We start from the raw sequence: 23671 nt of genomic DNA, 5'->3' as shown, positions 1-23671 counted from the left end.
CCCGGGCCCCGCGGAGGACGCCCGGTAGACTGGGCCCGCAGCCCATCCCGACCGCAAGGAGACTTCATGACCCGCATGCTCATCATCGGCCCCCCGGGCGCAGGCAAGGGCACCCAGGCCGTGCGCATCTCGGAGAAGCTGGGCGTGCCGGCGATCTCCACCGGTGACATCTTCCGCGCCAACATCAAGGGCCGGACGGCCCTGGGCGAGGAGGCCAGGAGCTACATCGACGCCGGCGACCTCGTCCCGGACTCGGTGACCAACCGGATGGTGCGCGACCGGCTGGCCGAGACGGACACCGCGGACGGCTTCCTGCTCGACGGCTACCCGCGCAACGCCGCGCAGGTGGAGGAGCTCGACACGATCCTGACCGAGCTGGACCAGGAGCTCGACGCCGTGCTCAAGCTGACCGCCGACCGCGACGAGCTCGTCCAGCGGCTCCTGGGCCGGGCCCAGAAGGAGGGCCGCACCGACGACACCGAGGACGTCATCCGCCACCGCCTCGACGTCTACGACGCGGAGACCGCCGCGGTCGTGGACCTCTACGACCGGCGCGGGATCGTCCGCGAGGTCGACGGGCTGGGCAGCGTCGAGGACGTCACCGCACGGATCCTGGCGGTCCTGTCCTGACCGGACGCCCCGCACCGCCGACTCCGTGACACCCCCGGACACCCGCCGGGGGTCTCACGTTTAACCCACGACCGCCGCGAGCCCCCCGTCCGGGGCAGCGGCCCGGAAGGAACACCGCATGTTCGGCCGCCGCCGGATCGAGTACAAGACCAACGCCCAGCTGCGCAGCATGCAGCGCGCCGGGGTGGTGACCTCGCGCGCCCTCGACGCCGCCGTGGCGGCCGCCGTGCCCGGGGTGACCACCGCGTCCCTGGACGCGGTGTTCCGCTCCGTGCTGGAGGAGCACGGGGCGGGCTCCAACTTCCTGGGCTACTACGGCTACCCGGCGGCGGTGTGCGTGTCCGTCAACGAGGTCGTCGTGCACGGCATCCCCGGCGAGCAGGTGCTGCAGGAGGGCGACATCCTCTCCGTGGACGGCGGGGCCGTCGTGGACGGCTGGCACGGGGACTCGGCGCGCACCGTGCTGCTCGGCCGTCCCGACCCCGCCGACGCGGAGCTGTCCGAGGTCACCCGGCAGGCCATGTGGCGGGGGATCGCCGCCGCCGCGACCGGCACGCACGTGGGGGACATCGGCGCGGCCGTGGAGGACCACGTCCGCCAGGTCTCCGGGCACCGGTTCGGGATCCTCGAGGAGTACGTGGGCCACGGCATCGGCTCCAAGATGCACATGGCCCCCGACGTCCTGAACTTCCGCAGCACCGACCGCGGCCCCCGGCTGCGGCCGGGGATGGCCCTCGCCATCGAGCCGATGCTCGTGCGCGGGGGGATCGGCACCCGCGTGCTCGACGACGACTGGACCGTGGTCACCACCGACGGCGCCCGCTCCAGCCAGTGGGAGCACTCCGTGGCCCTGCACGCCGACGGCGTCTGGGTGCTCACGGCCGAGGACGGCGGCGCCGCGGAGCTCGAGCCGCTCGGCGTCACCCCCGTCCCGATCCCGGAGGACCGCTCGTGAACCGGCGGACCGACCCCCGACCCACCGAGGAGACCACCGTGACCCAGGCACCGCAGCAGGACGGCCCGGCCGGCGGCCGGACCGCGACGCCCGTCGAGCTGACCGTCCGCCCGAAGCCCGGCCAGCTGACCTTCACCGCGCCGCGCCGGGGCAAGCCGCCGCAGCACCTCGCCGACTTCGACCTCGCGGGCCGCCGCGAGTTCCTCGCGCAGCTGGGGCACAAGCCCTTCCGCGCCGGACAGCTCTCCCGGCACTACTTCGACCGGCTCGCCTCGGCCCCCGAGGACATGACCGACCTGCCCGCGGCCGGGCGGGAGGAGCTGGTGGCACAGGCCCTGCCCACGCTGCTCACCTCCGTGCGCACCCTCGAGGCCGACCAGGGCGCCACCCTCAAGAGCGTGCACCGGCTCTTCGACGGGGCGATGGTCGAGTCCGTGCTGATGCGCTACACCAACCGGGTGACCATGTGCATCTCCTCGCAGGCCGGGTGCGGGATGAACTGCCCGTTCTGCGCCACCGGGCAGGCCGGGCTGACCCGCAACCTGTCCACCGCCGAGATGGTGGAGCAGGTGGTCCAGGGGGCGCGCCTGCTGCGCGGCGGCCGGGTGGGCCGGGCCGAGCAGGAGCCGCTGCGCGTGTCCAACATCGTGTTCATGGGCATGGGGGAGGCCCTGGCCAACTACAAGGCCACGCTGGGCGCCGTGCACCGGCTGATCGACCCGTCGCCCGAGGGGCTGGGCATCTCCGCGCGCGGGATCACCATGTCCACCGTGGGCCTGGTCCCCGGGATCCGGAAGTTCACCCGGGAGAAGCTGCCCGTGACGCTGGCGCTGTCCCTGCACGCCCCGGACGACGAGCTGCGCGACGAGCTGATCCCCATCAACACCCGGTGGAAGGTCGACGAGGCCCTCGACGCCGCCCGCGAGTACTACGACGTCACCGGCCGGCGGGTGTCCATCGAGTACGCCCTGATCCGCGACATCAACGACCAGGGCTGGCGCGCCGACCTGCTGGGGGAGAAGCTCAACTCCCGCGGCGCCGGCTGGGTGCACGTCAACCCCATCCCGCTCAACCCGACCCCCGGCTCCAAGTGGACCGCCTCCCGCCCGGGCGTGGAGCAGAACTTCGTGGAGCGCCTGCGCGCCCACGGCATCCCCACGACCGTGCGGGACACCCGCGGCTCGGACATCGACGGCGCCTGCGGGCAGCTCGCCGCCGTGGTCTGAGCGGCGGCCCGCGCCCCCCATCACGTAGAGTGTTCTGTTGGTTGTCTGTGCTCCAGCGATTCCGCACTCATCGGACCCCGCCGACCCCCACCGTGCACCACGAACGGTGATGGTGCGCGCGTACAGGTCCGCTGCGGCGTTTAACGACGATGTACACCCGAAACCCTGCCCGCCGCCCCGGCGGGGGGCACCTGAAGTTAGCGGAGGATATGGCCAAGAAAGACGGAGTCATCGAGATCGAAGGCACTGTGGTCGAGGCTCTGCCCAACGCGATGTTCCGCGTTGAGCTGAACAACGGTCACCTGGTCCTCGCCCACATCTCCGGCAAGATGCGCCAGCACTACATCCGGATCCTCCCCGAGGACCGCGTGGTGGTGGAGCTGAGCCCGTACGACCTCACCCGCGGTCGTATCGTCTACCGCTACAAGTAGGACCGGCGGCCCCCGGGCCGCACCCACTCGAGAGAACGACGCGAAGGAATGCGATGAAGGTCCAACCGAGCGTGAAGCCGATCTGCGACAAGTGCAAGGTGATCCGCCGCAACGGGCGGGTCATGGTGATCTGCGAGAACCCGCGCCACAAACAGCGTCAGGGCTGACCCGCCCCGACCACCCACGCAAGTGGAACCACGAAAGGCACCGCTCCCGACCGGAGAGATCCAGGCGGGTGCCCCCGGTACAGAGGCCGGGGACCGGCGGACGGACATGACGTCCCCGACCGGACAGCGATGCTCCAGACCTCTGGAGAAGCACAAGGAGAACTGCCGATATGGCTCGTCTCGCAGGCGTCGACCTTCCCCGTGAGAAGCGGCTGGAAGTCGCGCTCACCTACATCTACGGCGTGGGCCGCACCCGCGCGCTGGCAACCCTGGCCGCCACCGGCATCTCGGGCGACCTGCGCGTGCGCGAGCTCACCGACGCCCAGCTCGTGGAGCTGCGCGACTACATCGAGGACAACTACAAGGTTGAGGGTGACCTCCGCCGCGAGGTGGCCGCCGACATCCGCCGCAAGGTCGAGATCGGCAGCTACCAGGGCATCCGGCACCGCCGCGGCCTGCCGGTGCACGGCCAGCGCACCAAGACCAACGCCCGCACCCGCAAGGGTCCCAAGCGCACGGTCGCCGGCAAGAAGAAGTAGCCGGCCGCCGCTCGCACGCCGGGACCCCACGGTCCTCCGAGCGGCCCACCACCACTCTTCACTGCTCTTCCTGAAAACTTTGTAGGAGACATCCATGCCCCCGAAGACTCGCGCAGCGGCTTCCCGCAAGCCCCGCCGCAAGGACAAGAAGAACGTCACCCAGGGCCAGGCCCACATCAAGTCGACGTTCAACAACACCATCGTCACCATCACCGACCCCACCGGCGCCGTCCTCTCCTGGTCCTCCGCCGGGGAGATGGGGTTCAAGGGCTCGCGCAAGTCCACCCCGTTCGCCGCCCAGATGGCCGCCGAGGCCGCCGCCAAGCGCGCGCAGGAGCACGGCGTGCGCAAGGTCGACGTGTTCGTCAAGGGCCCGGGCTCCGGGCGCGAGACCGCCATCCGCTCCCTGCAGGCCACCGGCCTCGAGGTCGGCTCCATCTCGGACGTCACCCCGAGCGCGCACAACGGTTGCCGCCCGCCGAAGCGCCGCCGCGTCTGATGCGAGCGTGCCCACCGGGACCCCGCGGGGGCCCCGGTGGGCACGCCGACTGACGGACCGGGCACCGGTCCGCACCCACCAACTGTTTTCCACCATTTGCGCGCGTCATATAGCGGATGCCCGCTGAAAGGAAACATCAGTGCTCATCGCACAGCGCCCCACCCTCTCCGAAGAGGTCGTGGCCGACAACCGGTCCCGCTTCGTGATCGAACCGCTCGAGCCCGGCTTCGGCTACACCCTCGGCAACTCCCTCCGCCGCACGCTGCTCTCCTCCATCCCCGGTGCTGCCGTGACCAGCATCCGGCTCGACGGGGTGCTCCACGAGTTCTCCACCGTGGAGGGCGTCAAGGAGGACGTCACCGAGATCATCCTCAACGTCAAGAAGCTCGCCGTGTCCTCGGAGCAGGACGAGCCCGTCGTCGCCTACCTGCGCAAGCAGGGCCCGGGCGTCGTGACCGCCGCGGACATCACGGCCCCGGCCGGCGTGGAGATCCACAACCCGGACCTGCACATCGCCACGCTCAACGCCAAGGGCCAGCTCGAGCTCGAGCTGACCATCGAGCGCGGCCGCGGCTACGTCTCGGCCGCCCAGAACAAGGCGGGCGACGCGGAGATCGGCCGCATCCCGGTCGACTCCATCTACTCGCCCGTGCTCAAGGTGACCTTCCGCGTGGAGGCCACCCGCGTGGAGCAGCGCACCGACTTCGACAAGCTGGTGCTCGACGTGGAGACCAAGGAGGCCATCACCCCGCGTGACGCCGTGGCCTCCGCCGGCACCACCCTGGTGGAGCTGTTCGGCCTGGCCCGGGAGCTCAACACGGCCGCCGAGGGCATCGAGATCGGCCCCTCGCCGACCGACGCCGCGATGGCCGCCGACATGGCGCTGCCCATCGAGGACCTCGAGCTCACCGTGCGGTCCTACAACTGCCTCAAGCGCGAGGGCATCCACACCGTGGGTGAGCTCGTGGGCCGCTCCGAGGCGGACCTGATGGACATCCGCAACTTCGGCGCCAAGTCGATCGACGAGGTGAAGGCCAAGCTCGTCGACCTCGGCCTGGCCCTCAAGGACTCGCCTCCCGGTTTCGACCTCGCCGCCCGCGCCGCCGCGATCGACGACGAGAACCCGTTCGACGACGACGACCACTAGTCCTTCCCGCTGAGGTCCCGCCGGCCGCCCGGCCCGGGCGGGACGAACTTCCAGGAGATCAACAACCATGCCTACTCCCACCAAGGGACCCCGCCTCGGAGGCGGCCCCGCCCACGAGCGCCTGATGCTGGCGAACCTGTCCCAGCAGCTGTTCGAGCACAAGCGCATCACGACCACCGTCACCAAGGCGAAGCGGATGCGTCCCTACGCCGAGCGGCTGATCACCTTCGCCAAGCGCGGTGACCTGGCCGCCCGCCGGCGCGTGCTCGCGCAGCTGACCGACAAGTCCGTGGTGCACGAGCTGTTCACCACCATCGCCTCGGCGATGGAGGACCGCAATGGCGGCTACACCCGCATCACCAAGATCGGCAACCGCAAGGGCGACAACGCCCCCATGGCCGTCATCGAGCTCGTGATGGAGCCCGTCGCGACCAAGGCCACCGTGGCCGAGGCCGAGCGCGCCACCGCGAAGGCCGCCCCGGCGCCCGCCGCCCCGGCGCCCGCCGCCCCGGTCGACACCCCGGCCGGCAGCACCGCCGCCGAGGTCGCCGCCGAGGAGATCCCGGTCGAGGAGCAGGCCCCCGAGGTCGGCTCCGAGCAGGCCGCCGAGGTCGCCGCCGAGAACGCCGAGGCGGAGTTCCCCGGCTCGCACGCCCCGCTGGAGTCGGGCGAGGCCCCCGAGGGCTTCGAGGTCAAGGGCAACCGGAACTCGATGAAGTACCACGTGCCCGGTTCGCGCTGGTACGCGGGCACCACCGCCGAGATCTGGTTCGACTCCCCGGCCAACGCCGAGGCCGCCGGCTTCCAGCCGGCCGGCGGCTCCGCCGCGCAGAAGCTGCGCTGAGCGGGTCCGTCCGGACGAACACCGCGCACGCCGCCGGGGACCTGGTCCCCGGCGGCGTTGCCGTGCCCGGTCCCCTCGCGCCCGGCGGCTCGTCCCAGGGCCCCCGCGCCCGGACGCCGGGCACCGCCGCCGACCCCGACCGTAAGGAACGCCCATGACCGAGAACGCCGTGCGGGTGCGGATCGACCTCGCCTACGACGGAGCGCCCTTCGCCGGGTGGGCCCGTCAGCCGGGGCTGCCCACCGTCCAGGGCGCCCTCGAGGACGCCCTGGCCGTGCTGGTGCGCCGCGAGGTGCGGGTCGTGGTGGCGGGCCGGACCGACACCGGGGTCCACGCCCGCGGCCAGGTCGTGCACCTCGACCTCACCCCGGAGGAGTGGCGCGGGCTGGCCCGCGGCCGCGGGGAGGATCCCGGGGTGGCGCTCGGGCGCCGGCTCACCGGGGCGCTCGGCCACGTGCTGGGGCGCGGCCGCCGGGAGCGCGGGCTGCCGGAGAGCCCGGGAGCGGTCGTGGTGCGCCGGGCCGCGGCCGCGCCGGCGGGCTTCGACGCCCGGTTCTCGGCCGTCGCCCGCCGCTACAGCTACCGGATCGACGACGGCGCGGCGGGCCACGACCCGCTGACCCGCCACCTGACCTGGTGGACCAAGGACGTCCTGGACGCCGACGCCATGGCCGCGGCCGTGCAGGACCTGGTCGGGCTGCACGACTTCCTGTCCTTCTGCCGCCCCCGGGAGGGCGCCACCACGGTGCGGGAGGTCCTCGCCGTGTCCGTGCAGCGGGACCGGGACGGCCTCGTGGTGCTCGGCATCGAGGCGGACGCGTTCTGCCACCACATGGTCCGCTCCGTCGTCGGCGCCGCCGCCCGGGTGGGCGCCGGGCGCGAGCACCAGGACTGGCTGGGCCGCCGCCTCGCGGACCGGGTGCGGGACGCCCGGGTGCTGCTGGCGCCCCCGCACGCCCTGGTCCTCGAGGAGGTGCGCTACCCCGGCGCCGACGGACTGGGGGAGCGGGCCGAGCGCACGCGGGCCCTGCGGGACCCCCTGCACCGGGATTGACCGCCGCACGGTCCGGGTGTATGCCGCGGAGTGGTCTTTGACCGCCCGATCCGGTAACGTGGGGTGCTGTTGTGCGTGTCCCGCCTCGGTTCACGTGTACCCGGATCCGCCGTCCAGTTGCAGGACGCATGGCGCTCCGGTGCACCGGGGTCTCGGGCACCGGATGCAGCTCGGTCCTCACCCGAGCCCCGGACGGCACACCGAGAAACGGCGTGATCCCAACTAGCGCCACCGAGAGAACCCGAACGAAGGCAAACTAACGTGCGTACGTACACCCCGAAGCCCGGTGACATCCAGCGCCAGTGGCACGTCATCGATGCCACCGACGTCGTCCTGGGTCGTCTTGCCAGCCAGACCGCAACGCTGCTGCGCGGAAAGCACAAGCCGACCTTTGCTCCCCACGTGGACGCCGGTGATTTCGTCATCATCATCAACGCCGAGAAGGTCGCCCTGACCGGCTCGAAGCTCGAGAAGAAGCGGGCCTACCGCCACTCCGGCTACCCGGGCGGGCTCAAGTCCACCTCCTACGCCGAGCTGCTGGAGAAGAACCCGGTCCGCGCCGTGGAGAAGGCCATCCGTGGCATGCTCCCGAAGAACAAGCTGGCCGCCCAGCAGATGTCCAAGCTCAAGGTCTACGCCGGCCCGGAGCACCCCCACGGTGCCCAGCAGCCCCAGACCTTCGAGTTCACCCAGGTCGCCCAGTAGTTCCGGGCCTACGAGACAAGAACTGATCGAGGAGAATCGTGGCTCAGAACACTGAAGAGCAGAACACCGTGGACGTCGAGGAGCAGCTGAGCAGCTACACCTCCGAGTCGGCCCCCGCCGCCGAGTCCGCCGTCGCCGCCGAGCGCCCGGCCCTGACCGTCTCCGGCCAGGCCGTGGGCCGCCGCAAGGAGGCCGTCGCCCGCGTGCGCGTCGTCCCCGGCTCCGGCCAGTGGACCATCAACGGCCGCACCCTGGAGAACTACTTCCCCAACAAGCTGCACCAGCAGGAGGTCAACGACCCCTTCCGGCTGCTGGAGCTCGAGGGCGCCTACGACGTCATCGCCCGCATCCACGGCGGTGGCCCCTCCGGCCAGGCCGGCGCGCTGCGCCACGGCGTGGCCCGCGCCCTGAACGAGATCGACGTGGAGAACAACCGGCCCACGCTCAAGAAGGCCGGCTTCCTCACCCGTGACCCGCGCGTCATCGAGCGCAAGAAGGCCGGTCTCAAGAAGGCCCGCAAGGCCCCGCAGTACTCCAAGCGCTGATCGAACGGGCCGCCCGGCCCGTCCGCCCAGCCCCACGGACCCCGTCCGCCCCGGTGCCCACCGGACGCGGACGGGGTTCGTGCGTTCGTGCGCCGCCTGCCGTCCCCCGCGGCGACGGGAACGTAGGATGGGGGCGATGTCTAGATTATTCGGAACGGACGGCGTGCGCGGGCTCGCGAACGACCTCCTCACAGCCAACATGACCCTGGACCTGGCCCAGGCCGCCGCCATCGTGCTGGGCCACGGCCACGCCCCCGAGGGGCGGCGCCCCACCGCGGTCGTCGCCCGGGACGGGCGCGCCAGCGGCGAGTTCCTCAGCGCCGCCGTCGCCGCCGGCCTCGCCGGCTCGGGGGTGGACGTGCACGACGCCGGGGTGCTGCCGACCCCCGCGCTGGCCTACCTCGTCGCGGACCTGGACGCGGACTTCGGGGTGATGATCTCCGCCTCGCACAACCCGGCCCCGGACAACGGGATCAAGTTCCTCGCCCACGGCGGGCGCAAGCTGCCCGACCGCGTGGAGGACGAGATCCAGGCCGTGTTCGAGGCCGGTGACTTCCGCCGCCCCACGGGCGCCGGGGTGGGCCGCGTCCACCTGCTCACGGACGCGGAGGACCGCTACGTCCTGCACCTGGTCGGGGCCATCCCGCACCGGCTGGAGGGCCTCAGCGTGGTCCTCGACTGCGCCAACGGCGCCGCCAGCGGGGTCTCCCCGGACGCGTTCCGCGGCGCGGGCGCCGACGTGCACGTCATCGGCGCGGAGCCGGACGGGCTGAACATCAACGACGGCTGCGGCTCGACCCACCTGGAGCCCCTCCGGCGGGCCGTCGTGGAGCTCGGCGCCGACCTCGGGATCGCCCACGACGGGGACGCGGACCGCTGCCTCGCCGTGGACGCCGCCGGGCGGGAGGTGGACGGCGACCAGATCATGGCGATCCTCGCCCTCGCCCTGAAGGACGCCGGCCGGCTCGTCGACGACACCCTCGTGGCCACCGTGATGAGCAACCTCGGGCTCAAGCTCGCCCTGCGGGAGGCGGGCATCGAGCTGCGCGAGACCGCGGTGGGGGACCGCTACGTCCTCGAGACCATGACCGAGCACGGCTACAACCTGGGCGGGGAGCAGTCCGGCCACGTCATCATGTCCGACTACGCCACCACGGGCGACGGGCTGCTGACCGGGCTGATGCTGGCCTCCCGCGTGGCCCAGACCCGTGCGCCGCTCTCCGAGCTGGCCACGGTGATGACCCGCCTGCCGCAGGTGCTGCTCAACGTCCGCGGCGTGGACCGTGCCGCGGTGGGCTCCAACCCCGGTGTGCAGGCGGCCGTCGCGGAGGTCGAGCAGCGCCTCGGCGAGACGGGCCGGGTGCTGCTGCGCCCGTCGGGAACGGAGCCCGTGGTCCGGGTGATGGTGGAGGCGGCGTCCCCGTGGCGGGAGGGGTCAGGCGCGGCGGCGCAGCTCGTCCCGGATCTCGGTGAGCAGCTGCACCTGGGCGTCGGCCTCCTCCACGTCCGGGTCGATGCCGAGGCGCCGGTCGCGGGCCTCCAGGATCTTGTTCATGGGCAGCACGACGGCGACGTAGACCGCGCCGGCCACGAGCAGGAAGTTGACCAGCGCGGTGAGCAGCACGCCGAACCTGATGTCGTTGCCGTTGAGGGTGAGCACGGCGAAGGAGTCGAAGTCGGGCGATCCGACCAGGGCGGAGATCCCCGGCATGAGCACCGCCTCGACCATGGCGTTGACGACCTGGGCGAAGGCCGCGCCGACGATCACGGCCACGGCCAGGTCCAGCACGTTGCCCTTCATGATGAAGTCCTTGAATCCTTTGAGCATCCCCGCAGACTACCGGCCCGCGGCGGATCAGCCCGGGCCGGGCGTCCCGTAGTCCGGGGCCGGGCCCAGCCCGGCGAACTGCTCCAGGGTGGCGGCGTCCGAGCGCACGAGCTCCTGCGCGGGCCCCGGCCCGAGATAGCGCAGGTGCCACGGCTCGTACCAGTAGCCGGTGACGGCCTCCTCGCCCCACGGGTAGCGGACGACGAAGCCGTGCTCGGGCCCGTGCTCGGCCACCCAGGCGGCGGCGGCCGTGTCGGCGAAGCACACCTGCAGGTCGCAGCCGCCGCCCTCGCCGACGTCCACGGCCAGACCGGTCTGGTGCTCCGAGTGGCCCGGCCGGGCGGAGACGACGTCCGCGGCGGCGGCCCCCTTGCGCGCCACCCAGCCGGCGTAGGTCTCCTGCTGCTCCGCCCAGGAGCGGTAGCCGGAGACGATCCGCAGCGGCACCCCGTCCGCCCGGGCCGCGGCGAGCATCCCGCGCGCGGCCGCGGCGGCCTCGGGCCGCAGCCGGTGGCCCTCGACGTCCTCGAGCGCCGGCGGGGCCCAGTCCGCCGGGACGAGGGGCCGGCGCTTGTTGACCACGACGGACAGGGAGGCCGGGTCGTCCAGCGACCGGGACCGCTCCGCCGGGGCCGCGGAGGACCCGGCGGCGGTGGGCGGGCCCGCGGCCGCCGCGGTGCCGGAGGGCCCGGTGCCGGGCGTGCCGGGGGCCGGGGACGCCGGGGGAGCGCTCCCCGGCGCGGGGTCCCCGCCGCCGGGCGTCCCGGTCCCCGGTGTGCACCCGCCGAGCAGGCCGGCCACGAGCACCCCGCTCACGAGCAGCCCGGCCGCGGGCGGTCCCGCGCCGCGCCGCCCGGTGGCGCGGGGTGCCGGCCCGGCCCGGCGGGGGGCGCGCATCAGTTCTTGCGCAGCAGCACGCGGCGGATCGAGTGGTCGGAGTCCTTGGAGAGGATCAGCCGGGCACGTCCGCGGGTCGGCTGCACGTTCTCGATGAGGTTCGGCTCGTTGATCCGCCGCCAGATCCCGGTGGCGGTCGCCACCGCCTCGGCGTCGGAGAGGTCGGCGTAGCGGTGGAAGTACGAGCCGGGGTCGGCGAAGGCGGAGTAGCGCAGCGCCTGGAAGCGCTCCACGTACCACCGCTCGATGTCCGAGGGCCGGGCGTCCACGTAGATGGAGAAGTCGAAGAAGTCGCTGAGCGCGAGGGAGGCCCGGTCCCCGGGACCCACCTTGGCCGGTGCGAGCACGTTGAGCCCCTCGACGATCACGACGTCGGGGCGGGTGACCACGACCTCCTCGCCGGGCACGATGTCGTAGCTGTGGTGGGAGTACTTCGGGGCCCGCACCTCGGGGGCGCCGGACTTGATCTTGGCGACGAAGCGGAGCAGGGCCCGGCGGTCGTAGGACTCCGGGAAGCCCTTGCGGTCCATGAGCCCGCGGCGCTGGAGCTCGGCGTTCGGGTGCAGGAACCCGTCCGTGGTGATCAGCTGGACGTTCGGGGTGGAGGGCCACCGGGACAGCAGCTCCCGCAGCAGGCGGGCGGTGGTGGACTTGCCGGCCGCCACGGACCCGGCGATGCCGATCACGAAGGGCGTCCGGGCGTGCTCCTCGCCGAGGAAGGCGTTGGTGGAGGCGTTGAGCCGGTTGGAGGACTCGTCGTAGAGGGTCAGCAGCCGCGAGATCGGGAGGTACACCTCGCGCACCTCCGCGACGTCGAGCCGGTCGCCGAGGCCGCGCAGGTTCTCGATCTCCTGGGAGGTGAGCGGAACGTCGATCTCGTGGGAGAGCCTCGACCAGGTCTGCCGGTCGAGCTCCACGAAGGGCGAGGTGCGTTCGCTCAGCGTAGATGCGGTCATCGAGCACAGTCTAGACCGCGCCGCGTCACGGCCCCGCGCGCCGCAGACACCGCCGGGGCCCGGGTGTAGATTTGATCACGTTCCGGCCCTCGGCCTCCGAGGGACCGCGACACCGCAGGGCGGGTGCGATCCATCGGAGGGAGCACCGCCCCTCCCGAGAGCGAGGACACCACCATGGCCACGGCGACGACCACGGGAACGACGACACCGACGGGCGGCCGATCACAGGCGGCCCGCGCCCACGTGCAGCGGTTCGGGACGTTCCTGTCCGGGATGATCATGCCCAACATCGGGGCGTTCATCGCCTGGGGCCTGATCACGGCCCTGTTCATCGAGACGTCCCCGTTCCTGCCCTACGGGCCCATCGGCGGCTTCGGCACCGACGCCGAGGGCACCCCGCACACCGGCCTCGTCGGACCGATGATCACCTATCTGCTGCCCCTGCTCATCGCCTACACCGGCGGGCGGATGGTCTACGACGTGCGCGGCGGCGTGGTCGGGGCGATCGCCACCAGCGGCGTGATCGTGGGCGCGGGCATCCCGATGTTCATCGGCGCGATGATCATGGGCCCGCTCACCGCGTGGCTGATGAAGAAGATCGACGCCATCTGGGACGGGAAGATCAAGCCCGGGTTCGAGATGCTGGTGAACAACTTCTCGGCCGGGATCTTCGGCGGTCTCATGGCGATCGTGGGCTTCTTCGTGGTCGGCCCCGCCGTGACGGTGTTCTCCGAGGCCGCCGCGCGGGTGGTCGACTTCCTGGTGGCCAACAACCTGCTGCCGCTCACCTCGATCCTGATCGAGCCGGCGAAGGTGCTGTTCCTGAACAACGCGATCAACCACGGGATCCTCACCCCCCTGGGCACCACCCAGGCGCTGGAGGAGGGCAAGTCCATCCTCTTCCTGCTGGAGGCCAACCCCGGTCCGGGGCTGGGCATCCTCCTGGCCTACATGGTCTTCGGCCGCGGCACGGCCCGGGCCTCGGCCCCGGGCGCGGCGCTGATCCACTTCGTGGGCGGCATCCACGAGATCTACTTCCCCTACGTGCTGATGAAGCCGGCGCTCATCCTGGCCGCGATCGCCGGGGGCGCCTCGGGGGTGCTGACCTTCACGCTGCTGGGGGCCGGGCTGCAGGCCCCGGCCGCGCCGGGATCGATCATCGCGGTGCTCGCCCAGACCCCGCCGTCGGCGGGCAACTACCTGGGCGTGCTGGCCGGGGTCGCCATCGCCACGGTGGTGACCTTCCTGGTCGCGGCGGTGATCCTCAAGACGTCGAAGGACAAGGGGGAGGGCGACCTGGCCGAGGCGACCTCCCGGATGGAGACCATGAAGGGCCGGAAGTCGAGCGTCGCCTCCGCGATGGTCGGCACCAGCGGCGGCGCCGACAGCGGCGGGACCACCGCCCGGGAGCTCGGCGACGGCGGGCCGGTGCGCCACATCGTCTTCGCCTGCGACGCCGGGATGGGCTCCTCCGCGATGGGCGCCTCGGTGCTGCGCAACAAGGTCAAGGCCGCGGGCTTCGGCGACGTCAAGGTCACCAACGCCGCGATCGCCAACCTCACCGACGACTTCGACATCGTGGTCACCCACCAGGACCTGGCCACCCGGGCCCGCCCCAAGGTGCCCGGCGCCGCCCTGGTGACCGTGGACAACTTCATGGGCAGCCCCCGCTACGACGAGATCGTCGAGGCCGTCCAGCAGCGCAACGGCGCCACCGTCCCCGCCGCGGGCGCTCCCGCGGCGGACACCGCGGCGACGGGCGGCCCGGCCGGCAACGCCGCCGGTGCTCCGGCCGGCGCCGCGGCCGCGGCGGGCGGGCCCGCGACCGGCGGGGACGCCGCGTCCGGGGGCGCGATCCTCACCCGCGAGCGGATCGTGATGGACGGCGGGGCGCGCAACGCCGCGCAGGCCATCGACGAGGCCGGCGGGCTGCTGGTCGCCGCCGGGGCGGTGACCGACGCGTACGTGGCCTCCATGCACGAGCGCGAGGCCTCCGTGTCCACGTTCATGGGCAACGGGCTGGCGATCCCGCACGGCACCAACCAGGCCAAGGACAGCATCCGCTCCTCGGCCCTGTCGGTCGTGAAGTACCCCGAGGGCCTGGACTGGAACGGCAAGCCGGTGACCTGGGTGATCGGCATCGCCGGCAAGGACAACGAGCACCTGGCCATCCTCTCGCGGGTCGCGAAGATCTTCGGCAACAAGGAGAAGGTCCGGCAGCTGGACGGGGCGAGCACCGCCGACGAGGTCCTCGAGCTCCTCGGGAAGGTCAACGACTGACGCGGACCCGGCCCGCCGGACCCGGCCGGGTCCGGCGGGCCGGGTGCTCGAGGACGCCGCACCACGGCCCCGGGACGCCGCACCACGGCCCCGGGCACGGCGTCGCGGACCGGGCCCGTTCCGGGGACACGGCGCCGCGGACGTCCCCGGAAATGGGGTCCGCGCCGCCGGTCCGGCGCACCGTGGCGGCGCGGATCCATGCGGTAGCCTGAAGCGCATGTGTGGAATTGTTGGATATGTGGGCCCCTCCTCCCTGGTCGCGGACGAGCGCGGCACCTCCTCCGGGCACGACGCCCTGACCGTCCTCGTGGAGGGCCTGCGCCGCCTCGAGTACCGCGGCTACGACTCCGCGGGGGTCGCGGTGCTCTCGAACGGCACCGTCGGCTTCCGCAAGAAGGCCGGCAAGCTGCTGAACCTCGAGCAGGAGCTGGGCGAGCGTCCCCTGCCGCGCTCCAGCACCGGCATCGGGCACACCCGGTGGGCCACGCACGGCGGCCCGTCCGACACCAACGCCCACCCGCACGTCGTGGACGGCGGCCGGCTGGCCGTGATCCACAACGGCATCATCGAGAACTTCGCCGAGATCAAGCGCGAGCTGGTCGAGAAGGGCCACGCGTTCGCCTCGGAGACCGACACCGAGGTGGCCGCCACGCTGCTGGCCGACGTCTACAACGACCTCGGCGACCAGGACCTCACCGCCGCCATGCAGGTCGCCTGCCGCCGGCTCGAGGGCGCGTTCACCCTCCTCGCCGTGCACGTGGACCACCCCGGCCACGTCGTCGCCGCCCGCCGCAACTCCCCGCTGGTGCTCGGCCTCGGCGAGGGCGAGAACTTCCTGGGCTCCGACGTCTCCGGGTTCATCGACTACACCCGCAGCGCCGTCGAGCTCGGCCAGGACCAGGTCGTGACCATCACGGCCGACGACTACGAGATCACCGACTTCCACGGCAACCCGGCCCAGGGCAAGCCCTTCGAGGTGCTGTGGGACGCCGCCGCGGCCGAGAAGGGCGGCTTCCCCTCCTTCATGGAGAAGGAGATCAACGAGCAGCCCGCCGCCGTGGAGCAGACCCTGATGGGCCGCACGGACCCGGACGGCAACCTGGTGCTCGACGAGCTGAAGATCGACGAGTCCGTGCTGCGCGCGGTGGACAAGATCGTCGTCGTCGCCTGCGGCACCGCCGCCTACGCCGGGCAGGTGGCCCGCTACGCCATCGAGCACTGGTGCCGGATCCCCACCGAGGTCGAGCTCGCCCACGAGTTCCGCTACCGGGACCCGATCGTCGACGAGCGCACCCTGGTGGTGGCCCTGTCCCAGTCGGGCGAGACCATGGACACTCTCATGGCGGTGCGGCACGCCCAGGAGCAGGGCGCCAAGGTCGTGGCGATCTGCAACACCAACGGCTCCACCATCCCGCGCGAGGCCGACGCCGCGCTCTACACCCACGCCGGGCCCGAGATCGCCGTGGCCTCCACCAAGGCGTTCCTGGCCCAGATCACCGCCGCCTACCTCCTGGGGCTCTACCTGGCCCAGCTGCGCGGCAACAAGTACAAGGACGAGATCGCCGGGATCCTCGCCGAGCTCGAGGCCATGCCCGCGAAGATCCAGCAGGTCATCGACGCGCAGGCCGCGGTGAAGGACCTCGCCCAGTCGATGAAGGACGCGGCCTCGGTGCTCTTCCTCGGCCGCCACGTCGGCTACCCGGTGGCCCTGGAGGGCGCGCTGAAGCTCAAGGAGATCGCCTACATCCACGCCGAGGGCTTCGCCGCCGGCGAGCTCAAGCACGGCCCGATCGCGCTGATCGAGGAGGGGCAGCCCGTCTTCGTGATCGTGCCCTCCCCGCGGGGCCGCGACTCCCTGCACGCGAAGGTGGTCTCCAACATCCAGGAGATCCGCGCCCGCGGCGCGGTCACCATCGTCATCGCGGAGGAGGGGGACGAGGCCGTCGCGGACTACGCGAACCACATCTTCCGCGTCCCGCAGTCCCCGGTGCTGCTCCAGCCGCTGCTCACCACGGTGCCGCTGCAGATCTTCGCCTGCGAGCTCGCCACCGCCAAGGGCTACGACGTGGACCAGCCGCGCAACCTCGCGAAGTCCGTCACCGTCGAGTAGGCAGCCGCCCGACGACCACCGGCCCGTCGCCCCGTCCCCGGGGCGGCGGGCCGGTGGTCGTCGGGGGCCCCGGCCGGGTGGCTAGGGTGGGGACATGATCATCGGCACCGGCATCGACGTGGTGGACATCGCCCGCTTCGAGCAGCAGATCGCCCGCACCCCCGGCCTCGTGGCCCGGCTCTTCACCCCGCTCGAACGGGACCTGCACGTCCGCTCGCTCGCGGCGCGCTTCGCGGCGAAGGAGGCGGCGGCCAAGGCGCTGAAGGCGCCGCCCGGGATGATCTGGCAGCACTGCTGGATCGAGAACGACCCCTCCGGCGCCCCGGTGCTGTGCACGGAGGGGACCGTGGCGGAGGAGGCCCGGCGGCAGGGCATCGACCGGTGGCACCTGACCATGACCCACGACGGCGGGATCGCCATGGCCATGGTCATCGCCGAGCGCACCGGGGAGGGCGCCGCGCCGGCCGGGGCGCGGGCGGCCGCGTCCGCCGGGGCGGCGTCGTGATCGTCGCGTACACGGGCGCGCAGGTCCGCGACGCGGAGGCGCCCCACCTGGCCCGGGGGGAGGGCCCCGCCCTGATGCGCCGCGCCGCGCACGGACTGGCGCTGGCCTGCGCGGAGCGCCTGCGCGCCCGCCGCGGCCGGGTCGCCGGCGCGCGGGTGGTCGTCCTGGCCGGCACCGGCAACAACGGCGGGGACGGGCTGTGGGCCGGCGCCGAGCTGGCCCGGCGCGGCGCGTCCGTGCTGGCCGTGGCGGTCGGGGACCGGCTGCACCCGGAGGCCGCCGCGGCGCTCGCGGCGGCCGGCGGGCGCGTCCTGCCGCTGGCGGACGTCCCGGAGGGGGAGGGCCCCGCACGCGTGCTGGCCGCCGACCTCGTGCTCGACGCCGTGCTCGGCACCGGCGCCCGCGGCGGGCTGCGCGGGGCCGCCGCGGACCTCGTCCGGGCGGTGCTGGAGCGGTGGCCGGACCGGGAGGCCCCGCTGGTCGTGGCCTGCGACGTCCCCTCCGGGGTCTCGGCGGACACGGGCGCCGTCTCCGGGCCGGTGCTCCCCGCGGACGTGACGGTGAGCTTCGGCGGCGCGAAGGCCGGGCTCCTCCTGCCCCCGGGCGAGCGGTCCTGCGGGGAGGTGCGCACCGTGCGGATCGGCATCGAGGACGACCTGCCCGCCCCGGCGCTGCGCCGCCTCGAGCCCGCCGACGTCGCGGCGCTGTGGCCGCGCCCGGGTGCGGCGTCCCACAAGTACTCCCGCGGCGTGGTCGGCGTCGTGGCGGGCTCGCCCACGTATCCCGGTGCCGCCCTGATGTGCACCCGCGCCGCCGTGGACGCCGGCGCCGGGATGGTCCGCCACCTGGGCGACGCCGCGACCCGCTCGCTCGTCTGCCTGACCAGCCCGGAGGTCGTCGCCTCCGAGGACCACCCCGCCGACGTGCACGTCCAGGCGTGGGTCGTGGGCCCCGGCGCGGTGGGCGACCCCGCGCAGGAGTCGCGCATCGGGGCGGTCCTCGCCGGCGGGCTGCCCGCCGTCGTGGACGCGGGCGCGCTCACCGCCGCGGCGCGCGCCGCGGCCGAGGGCGGTCTCGGCCCCGGGAAGGTGCTGACCCCGCACGCCGGGGAGCTGGAGCAGGTCCTGGCCTGGCTGGCCGCCCTGCGCGGGGACGCGGACGCCCCCGACCGCGCCGCGATCGAGGCCGAGCCGGCCCGGTGGGCGCGCGCGGCCGCGGAGGCCACCGGCGCCGTGGTCGTGCTCAAGGGCGCCACCACCCTGGTGGCGGCCCCGGACGGCACGATGCTCTCCCAGTCGGACGGGAGCCCCTGGCTGGCCACGGCCGGCAGCGGGGACACCCTCGCGGGGATCATGGGCGCCGCGCTCGCCGGCTGCGCCGAGGACCCGGACGCGTTCGCCGCCGCCGGGGACTGGGCCCGCGGGGACGCCCGCCTCGCGGTGGCGGCCGCGCTCGCCGTGGCCGTCCACGGGTACGCGTCCCGCCTCGACGGGCTCGGGCCGGTGCCGCCCACGGTCCTCGCCGGCAACGTCCGGCGGGTGCTGCGCTCCGGCCCCCGGTCCGCCCGTCCCTGAACCGGGTCCGGCTCCGCGCACCCGGACCCGCGGGCGCCCCGCGAGCGGGGCGGCCACGACGGCCGCCGGACCCGGCTAAGGTTAAGCGCACTTGCCCCGATACCCAGCCCGCTGACGGTGACCCCTGCCCGGCGGTACGACAGGAGACCTCATGGAAGTCTGGCCCGGCCAGTCCTATCCCCTCGGTGCCACCTTCGACGGCACCGGCACCAACTTCGCGCTCTTCAGCGAGATCGCCGAGAAGGTCGAACTGTGCCTGTTCGACGACGACGGGTCGGAGACCCGCATCGAGGTCGACGCGCAGGACGGCTACGTCTGGCACTGCTACCTGCCCACGGTCCAACCCGGTCAGCGCTACGGCTACCGGGTGCACGGGCCGTGGAACCCCGCGGCGGGCCAGCGCTGCAACCCCTCCAAGCTGCTGCTCGACCCCTACGCGAAGGCGGTGGCGGGCGAGTTCGACTGGGCCCAGCCGCTGTTCTCCTACAACTTCGGCGACGAGGACTCGTTCAACGAGGAGGACTCGGCCCCGCACATGGCCATGGGCGTGGTGATCAACCCCTTCTTCAACTGGGAGGGCGACCGCACCCCGCGCACCCCGTACCACAAGTCCGTGATCTACGAGGCGCACGTCAAGGGCCTCACCCAGCAGCACCCGGACGTCCCCGAGGAGCAGCGCGGCACCTACGCCGGCGTGGCCCACCCCGCCGTCATCGCCCACCTGCAGAAGCTCGGCGTCACGGCCATCGAGCTGATGCCCGTGCACCAGTTCGTCCAGGACAGCACCCTGCTCGAGAAGGGCCTGCGCAACTACTGGGGCTACAACACGATCGGCTTCTTCGCCCCGCACAACGAGTACAACTCCACCAACGACCTCGGCGGCCAGGTCCAGGAGTTCAAGGCCATGGTGCGCGCCCTGCACCAGGCGGACATCGAGGTCATCCTCGACGTGGTGTACAACCACACCGCCGAGGGCAACCACATGGGCCCCACCCTGTCGATGAAGGGCATCGACAACCAGGCCTACTACCGCACGGTGGAGGGCGACGAGAAGTTCTACATGGACTACACGGGCACCGGCAACTCGCTCAACGTCCGGCACCCGCACTCCCTGCAGCTGATCATGGACTCCCTGCGCTACTGGGTGACCGAGATGCACGTGGACGGCTTCCGCTTCGACCTCGCGGCCACCCTGGCCCGCGAGTTCTACGACGTGGACAAGCTCTCCACGTTCTTCGAGCTCGTCCAGCAGGACCCGGTCGTCTCCCAGGTCAAGCTGATCGCCGAGCCGTGGGACATCGGCCCCGGCGGCTACCAGGTGGGCAACTTCCCGCCGCAGTGGACCGAGTGGAACGGCAAGTACCGGGACACCGTCCGGGACTTCTGGCGCGGGGAGCCGGCGACCCTCGGGGAGTTCGCCTCCCGGATCACCGGCTCCGCCGACCTCTACGAGCACAGCGGCCGGCGTCCCTTCGCGTCGATCAACTTCGTCACCGCCCACGACGGCTTCACGCTGCGGGACATCGTCTCCTACAACGAGAAGCACAACGACGCCAACGGGGAGGACAACAACGACGGGGAGTCCCACAACCGCTCCTGGAACTGCGGTGTGGAGGGCCCCACCGACGACCCGGAGATCCTGGCGCTGCGCGCCCGCCAGCAGCGCAACTTCCTGGCCACCCTGCTGCTGTCCCAGGGCACCCCCATGGTCCTGCACGGGGACGAGCTGGGCCGGAGCCAGGACGGCAACAACAACACCTACTGCCAGGACAACGAGCTGTCCTGGATCGACTGGGACGCGATGGACGCCCCGCTCACCGAGTTCACCGCCGCGGTCACCCAGCTGCGCCACCAGCACCCCACGTTCCGCCGGTCGAACTTCTTCGACGGCCGGCCCGTGGAGATGGACGAGGACGACACCGGGCGCCCGATGCCCGACATCGCGTGGCTGAACCCCGACGGCTCCCCGATGAAGCCCGCCGACTGGGACGAGCCGCTGTCCCGGTCCCTGGGCATGTGGCTCAACGGCCACGGCATCGCCGGGGTGGACATGCGCGGGCAGCCCATCACGGACGTCAACTTCATCGTGTACTTCAACTCCAACCCGGAGCCCGTGAAGTACAAGCTGCCGCCGGCCCGCTACGGCCGGCAGTGGGAGGAGATCCTGGACACCGCCGGCCGGCACTCCGACGGGCAGATCCGCAAGGCCCGCAGCGCCATCACCCTGGAGGGCAAGTCCACGGTCGTGCTGCGCGCCTACGAGGCCCCCGAGGAGGAGCCCGACGCGTCGGTCGCCGCCTCCGTGGCGGTGTACGTGAGGACGCCCGCCGACCAGTGAGCCGCGGCGCCGGCAGGCTGTCGACCCGGACACGGGTCGACAGCCTGCTGGCATTTCCGGGCCCGGGCCGACAGACTGGTGCGGTGCGCACACCTATCTCGACCTACCGACTCCAGATCACCTCCGACCTGACGCTGGACCGCGCGGCCGGGCTCGTGGACTACCTCCACGACCTCGGCGCGGACTGGGTCTACCTGTCCCCGATCCTGCGGGCCGTCGACGGCTCGGACCACGGCTACGACGTCGCCTCCCCGGCCGAGGTGGACCCCGTCCGCGGCGGTCCCGCCGGGCTCACGGCGCTCGCCGACGCCGCCCACGCCCGCGGCATGGGCGTGCTGGTCGACATCGTCCCGAACCACCAGGGCGTGGCCGTCCCGCAGCAGAACCCGTGGTGGTGGTCCCTGCTCGCCGAGGGGCAGGACTCGCCCTACGCGGCCGCCTTCGACGTCGAGTGGGAGGCCGGCGGCGGCAAGGTGCTGCTCCCGGTGCTGGGCGACGGCGACGACGAGCTGGAGCAGCTGCGCGTCGAGGACGGGACCCTGCGCTACTACGACAACGTCTACCCCCTCGCGGAGGGCACCTGGGCCGCCGGCGACGACCCGCGGGACGTGCACGCCCGTCAGCACTACGAGCTGATCAACTGGCGCCGCGGGGACGCCGAGCTGAACTACCGCCGCTTCTTCACCGTGGCCACGCTCGCCGGGGTGCGCGTGGAGGACCCGGCCGTCTTCGAGGAGTCCCACGCCGAGATCAGGCGCTGGGTCGACGAGGGCCTCGTCGACGGGCTGCGCATCGACCACCCCGACGGGCTGCGCGACCCGCGGCAGTACCTCGAGCGGCTCAAGGAGCTCACCGGCGGCGCCTACGTCGTCGTGGAGAAGATCCTCGAGCCCGGCGAGCGGCTGCCCCGGGACTGGGCCACGGCCGGCACCACGGGCTACGACGCCCTGGGCGTGCTCGACCGGCTGCTCACCGACCCGGCGGGGGAGTACGCGCTCACCAGCCTCGACGCCCGCCTGCGCGGCGGGGAGCCGGTGCACTGGGAGGAGATGATCCACGGCACCAAGCGCGCCATGGCCGACGACGCCCTGCACGCCGAGGTCCTGCGCCTGGCCCGGGCGGTCCCCGCCGACGCCGGGCTCGACCACGACGAGGCCGTGGACGCCCTCGCGGAGATCCTGGCCGGCTTCCCCGTCTACCGCAGCTACCTGCCCGAGGGCGCCGAGCACCTGCGCACCGCCCTCGACGCCGCCCGGCAGCGGCGGCCCGAGCTCACCGGCCCGATCGGCACCCTGGGCGAGCTGCTCGGGGTCGGCGCCACGGACGACGCCGAGCTCGGGGAGCTGGCGCGCCGCTTCCAGCAGACCTCCGGGATGGTCATGGCCAAGGGCGTCGAGGACACCGCGTTCTACCGCTTCCCCCGCCTGACCTCCCTGACCGAGGTGGGCGGCGACCCCTCGCACTTCGCCGTGACGCCCGAGGAGGCCCACGCCGAGCTCGGCCGCCGGGCCGCCGAGGAGCCCCTCGCCATGACCGCCCTGTCCACCCACGACACCAAGCGCTCGGAGGCCGTGCGCGCACGGATCACGGTCCTGTCCGAGGCCGCCGAGCAGTGGGCCGGCGTGGTGGGCACCGCGACCCGGCTCGCCGGGGAGGCCGGCGTCCGGGTGGGCGACGGGCCGCTCGTCAACCTCGTGCTGCAGGCCGTGGTGGGCGCCTGGCCGATCTCCCAGGAGCGCACCGTGGACTACGCGCTCAAGGCCGCCCGCGAGGCCGGGAACTCGACCGCCTGGGTGGACGGGGACGACGACTTCGAGGACCGGCTCGTGCGGTTCGTCGGGCTGGTCTTCCACGACCCCCAGATCCGGGCCGTGGTGGAGGGCTTCGCCCAGCACGTGACCGAGGCCGGGTGGAGCAACGGGCTCGCCGCCAAGCTGGTCCAGCTCACGATGCCCGGCGTCCCCGACGTCTACCAGGGCTCCGAGCTGTGGGCCGAGTCCCTCGTGGACCCGGACAACCGCCGCCCCGTGGACTTCGAGGAGCGGGCAGCGATGCTCGCCCGGCTGGACGCGCCCGGCGCCGGGACCGCCGAGGGGATCCCGGCGGTGGGCCCCGACGCCGCGGCCAAGCTGCTCGTCACCAGCCGGGCCCTCCGGCTGCGCCGCGACCACCCCGGGCTGTTCACCGGCTACACCCCGCTGGAGGCCTCCGGCCCGCGGGCCGGGCACGTGTTCGCCTTCGACCGCGGCGGCGCCGTGACCGTGGCCACCCGCCTCCCCCTGGGCCTGGCGGCCCGCGGCGGCTTCGCCGACGAGACCCTTCAGCTGCCCGAGGGCGACTTCGAGGACGTGCTCACCCGCCGCCCGCACACGGGCACCGTGGCGCTCTCCGACCTGCTGTCCGACTACCCCGTGGCGCTGCTGCGCCGGAAGGACTCCTGA

Annotated in this window: 21 protein-coding genes and 1 pseudogene; 19 read left to right on the top strand and 3 right to left on the bottom strand. The window is 73.0% G+C overall.

Features of this window, described 5'->3' with window-relative positions:
• Nucleotides 1-66 precede the first annotated feature (66 nt).
• From ACWCOM_RS00225 to glmM, 13 genes and pseudogenes are all read left to right on the top strand, one after another.
• Nucleotides 67-630, top strand: coding sequence for an adenylate kinase (locus ACWCOM_RS00225; protein ID WP_454546738.1), 564 nt, complete (start codon nt 67-69; stop codon nt 628-630).
• Between the two features lie 118 nt (nt 631-748).
• The gene (gene map, locus ACWCOM_RS00220; protein WP_454546737.1) at nt 749-1585 is read left to right on the top strand and encodes a type I methionyl aminopeptidase; all 837 of its coding nucleotides are present in this window, start codon (nt 749-751) and stop codon (nt 1583-1585) included.
• 38 nt (nt 1586-1623) lie between these two features.
• A complete protein-coding gene (gene rlmN, locus ACWCOM_RS00215) occupies nt 1624-2811 on the top strand; it encodes a 23S rRNA (adenine(2503)-C(2))-methyltransferase RlmN (protein ID WP_454546736.1) in 1188 nt (395 codons plus the stop codon).
• Nucleotides 2812-3020: 209 nt separating this feature from the next.
• Nucleotides 3021-3242: a translation initiation factor IF-1 gene (gene infA, locus ACWCOM_RS00210; RefSeq protein WP_017833319.1), complete on the top strand. Its 222-nt coding sequence runs from the start codon at nt 3021-3023 to the stop codon at nt 3240-3242.
• A gap of 53 nt (nt 3243-3295) precedes the next feature.
• On the top strand, nt 3296-3409 hold the full coding sequence (rpmJ, locus tag ACWCOM_RS00205) for a 50S ribosomal protein L36 (protein WP_017833320.1): 114 nt from the start codon (nt 3296-3298) through the stop codon (nt 3407-3409).
• A 170-nt stretch (nt 3410-3579) separates the two neighbouring features.
• Nucleotides 3580-3948 carry a 30S ribosomal protein S13 gene (gene rpsM / locus ACWCOM_RS00200; protein WP_062734947.1) on the top strand — a complete coding sequence of 123 codons (369 nt, stop codon included), beginning with the start codon at nt 3580-3582 and terminating at the stop codon, nt 3946-3948.
• A 94-nt stretch (nt 3949-4042) separates the two neighbouring features.
• Nucleotides 4043-4447, top strand: coding sequence for a 30S ribosomal protein S11 (gene rpsK / locus ACWCOM_RS00195; protein WP_156267366.1), 405 nt, complete (start codon nt 4043-4045; stop codon nt 4445-4447).
• Between the two features lie 139 nt (nt 4448-4586).
• Complete coding sequence (locus ACWCOM_RS00190) at nt 4587-5594, top strand: DNA-directed RNA polymerase subunit alpha (RefSeq protein WP_454546735.1); 1008 nt, start codon at nt 4587-4589, stop codon at nt 5592-5594.
• Between the two features lie 67 nt (nt 5595-5661).
• The gene (gene rplQ / locus ACWCOM_RS00185) at nt 5662-6438 is read left to right on the top strand and encodes a 50S ribosomal protein L17, sunset domain variant (protein ID WP_454546734.1); all 777 of its coding nucleotides are present in this window, start codon (nt 5662-5664) and stop codon (nt 6436-6438) included.
• A gap of 154 nt (nt 6439-6592) precedes the next feature.
• Complete coding sequence (truA, locus tag ACWCOM_RS00180; protein ID WP_454546733.1) at nt 6593-7492, top strand: tRNA pseudouridine(38-40) synthase TruA; 900 nt, start codon at nt 6593-6595, stop codon at nt 7490-7492.
• Nucleotides 7493-7753: 261 nt separating this feature from the next.
• A complete protein-coding gene (gene rplM, locus ACWCOM_RS00175) occupies nt 7754-8197 on the top strand; it encodes a 50S ribosomal protein L13 (protein WP_062734945.1) in 444 nt (147 codons plus the stop codon).
• A 38-nt stretch (nt 8198-8235) separates the two neighbouring features.
• Nucleotides 8236-8742, top strand: a complete 507-nt coding sequence (rpsI, locus tag ACWCOM_RS00170; RefSeq protein WP_454546732.1) for a 30S ribosomal protein S9 — start codon at nt 8236-8238, stop codon at nt 8740-8742.
• A 136-nt stretch (nt 8743-8878) separates the two neighbouring features.
• Nucleotides 8879-10234 (top strand): annotated as a pseudogene (glmM, locus tag ACWCOM_RS00165) (phosphoglucosamine mutase); the annotation flags it as partial.
• Here glmM and mscL read toward each other — a convergent pair.
• Genes mscL through coaA form a run of 3 tightly spaced genes read right to left on the bottom strand, consistent with a single transcriptional unit; the run spans nt 10178 to nt 12423 of the window.
• Nucleotides 10178-10570, bottom strand: a complete 393-nt coding sequence (mscL, locus tag ACWCOM_RS00160; protein ID WP_454546731.1) for a large conductance mechanosensitive channel protein MscL — start codon at nt 10568-10570, stop codon at nt 10178-10180. The pseudogene glmM and the gene mscL sit on opposite strands and share 57 nt — an antisense overlap.
• 27 nt (nt 10571-10597) lie before the next feature.
• Nucleotides 10598-11467, bottom strand: coding sequence for a M15 family metallopeptidase (locus tag ACWCOM_RS00155; RefSeq protein WP_454546730.1), 870 nt, complete (start codon nt 11465-11467; stop codon nt 10598-10600).
• A complete protein-coding gene (coaA, locus tag ACWCOM_RS00150; RefSeq protein WP_454546729.1) occupies nt 11467-12423 on the bottom strand; it encodes a type I pantothenate kinase in 957 nt (318 codons plus the stop codon). The genes ACWCOM_RS00155 and coaA overlap by 1 nt, the downstream gene beginning before the upstream one ends.
• A 174-nt stretch (nt 12424-12597) precedes the next feature.
• Between coaA and ACWCOM_RS00145 the strand changes: the two genes are divergently transcribed.
• From ACWCOM_RS00145 to treY, 6 genes are all read left to right on the top strand, one after another.
• The gene (locus tag ACWCOM_RS00145; RefSeq protein ID WP_454546728.1) at nt 12598-14703 is read left to right on the top strand and encodes a PTS mannitol transporter subunit IICBA; all 2106 of its coding nucleotides are present in this window, start codon (nt 12598-12600) and stop codon (nt 14701-14703) included.
• A 217-nt stretch (nt 14704-14920) separates the two neighbouring features.
• The gene (gene glmS, locus ACWCOM_RS00140; protein ID WP_454546727.1) at nt 14921-16813 is read left to right on the top strand and encodes a glutamine--fructose-6-phosphate transaminase (isomerizing); all 1893 of its coding nucleotides are present in this window, start codon (nt 14921-14923) and stop codon (nt 16811-16813) included.
• 94 nt (nt 16814-16907) lie between these two features.
• Complete coding sequence (locus tag ACWCOM_RS00135; RefSeq protein ID WP_454546726.1) at nt 16908-17318, top strand: holo-ACP synthase; 411 nt, start codon at nt 16908-16910, stop codon at nt 17316-17318.
• The gene (locus tag ACWCOM_RS00130; RefSeq protein WP_454546725.1) at nt 17315-18892 is read left to right on the top strand and encodes an NAD(P)H-hydrate epimerase; all 1578 of its coding nucleotides are present in this window, start codon (nt 17315-17317) and stop codon (nt 18890-18892) included. The genes ACWCOM_RS00135 and ACWCOM_RS00130 overlap by 4 nt, the downstream gene beginning before the upstream one ends.
• Before the next feature lie 151 nt (nt 18893-19043).
• Complete coding sequence (glgX, locus tag ACWCOM_RS00125; protein ID WP_454546724.1) at nt 19044-21230, top strand: glycogen debranching protein GlgX; 2187 nt, start codon at nt 19044-19046, stop codon at nt 21228-21230.
• Nucleotides 21231-21313: 83 nt separating this feature from the next.
• On the top strand, nt 21314-23671 hold the full coding sequence (treY, locus tag ACWCOM_RS00120; protein ID WP_454546723.1) for a malto-oligosyltrehalose synthase: 2358 nt from the start codon (nt 21314-21316) through the stop codon (nt 23669-23671).

The sequence above is a fragment of the Kocuria sp. KH4 genome (assembly GCF_053711175.1).
Note: the sequence above shows the minus strand (reverse complement) of the source record. Positions and strands in the feature narration are given on the sequence as shown.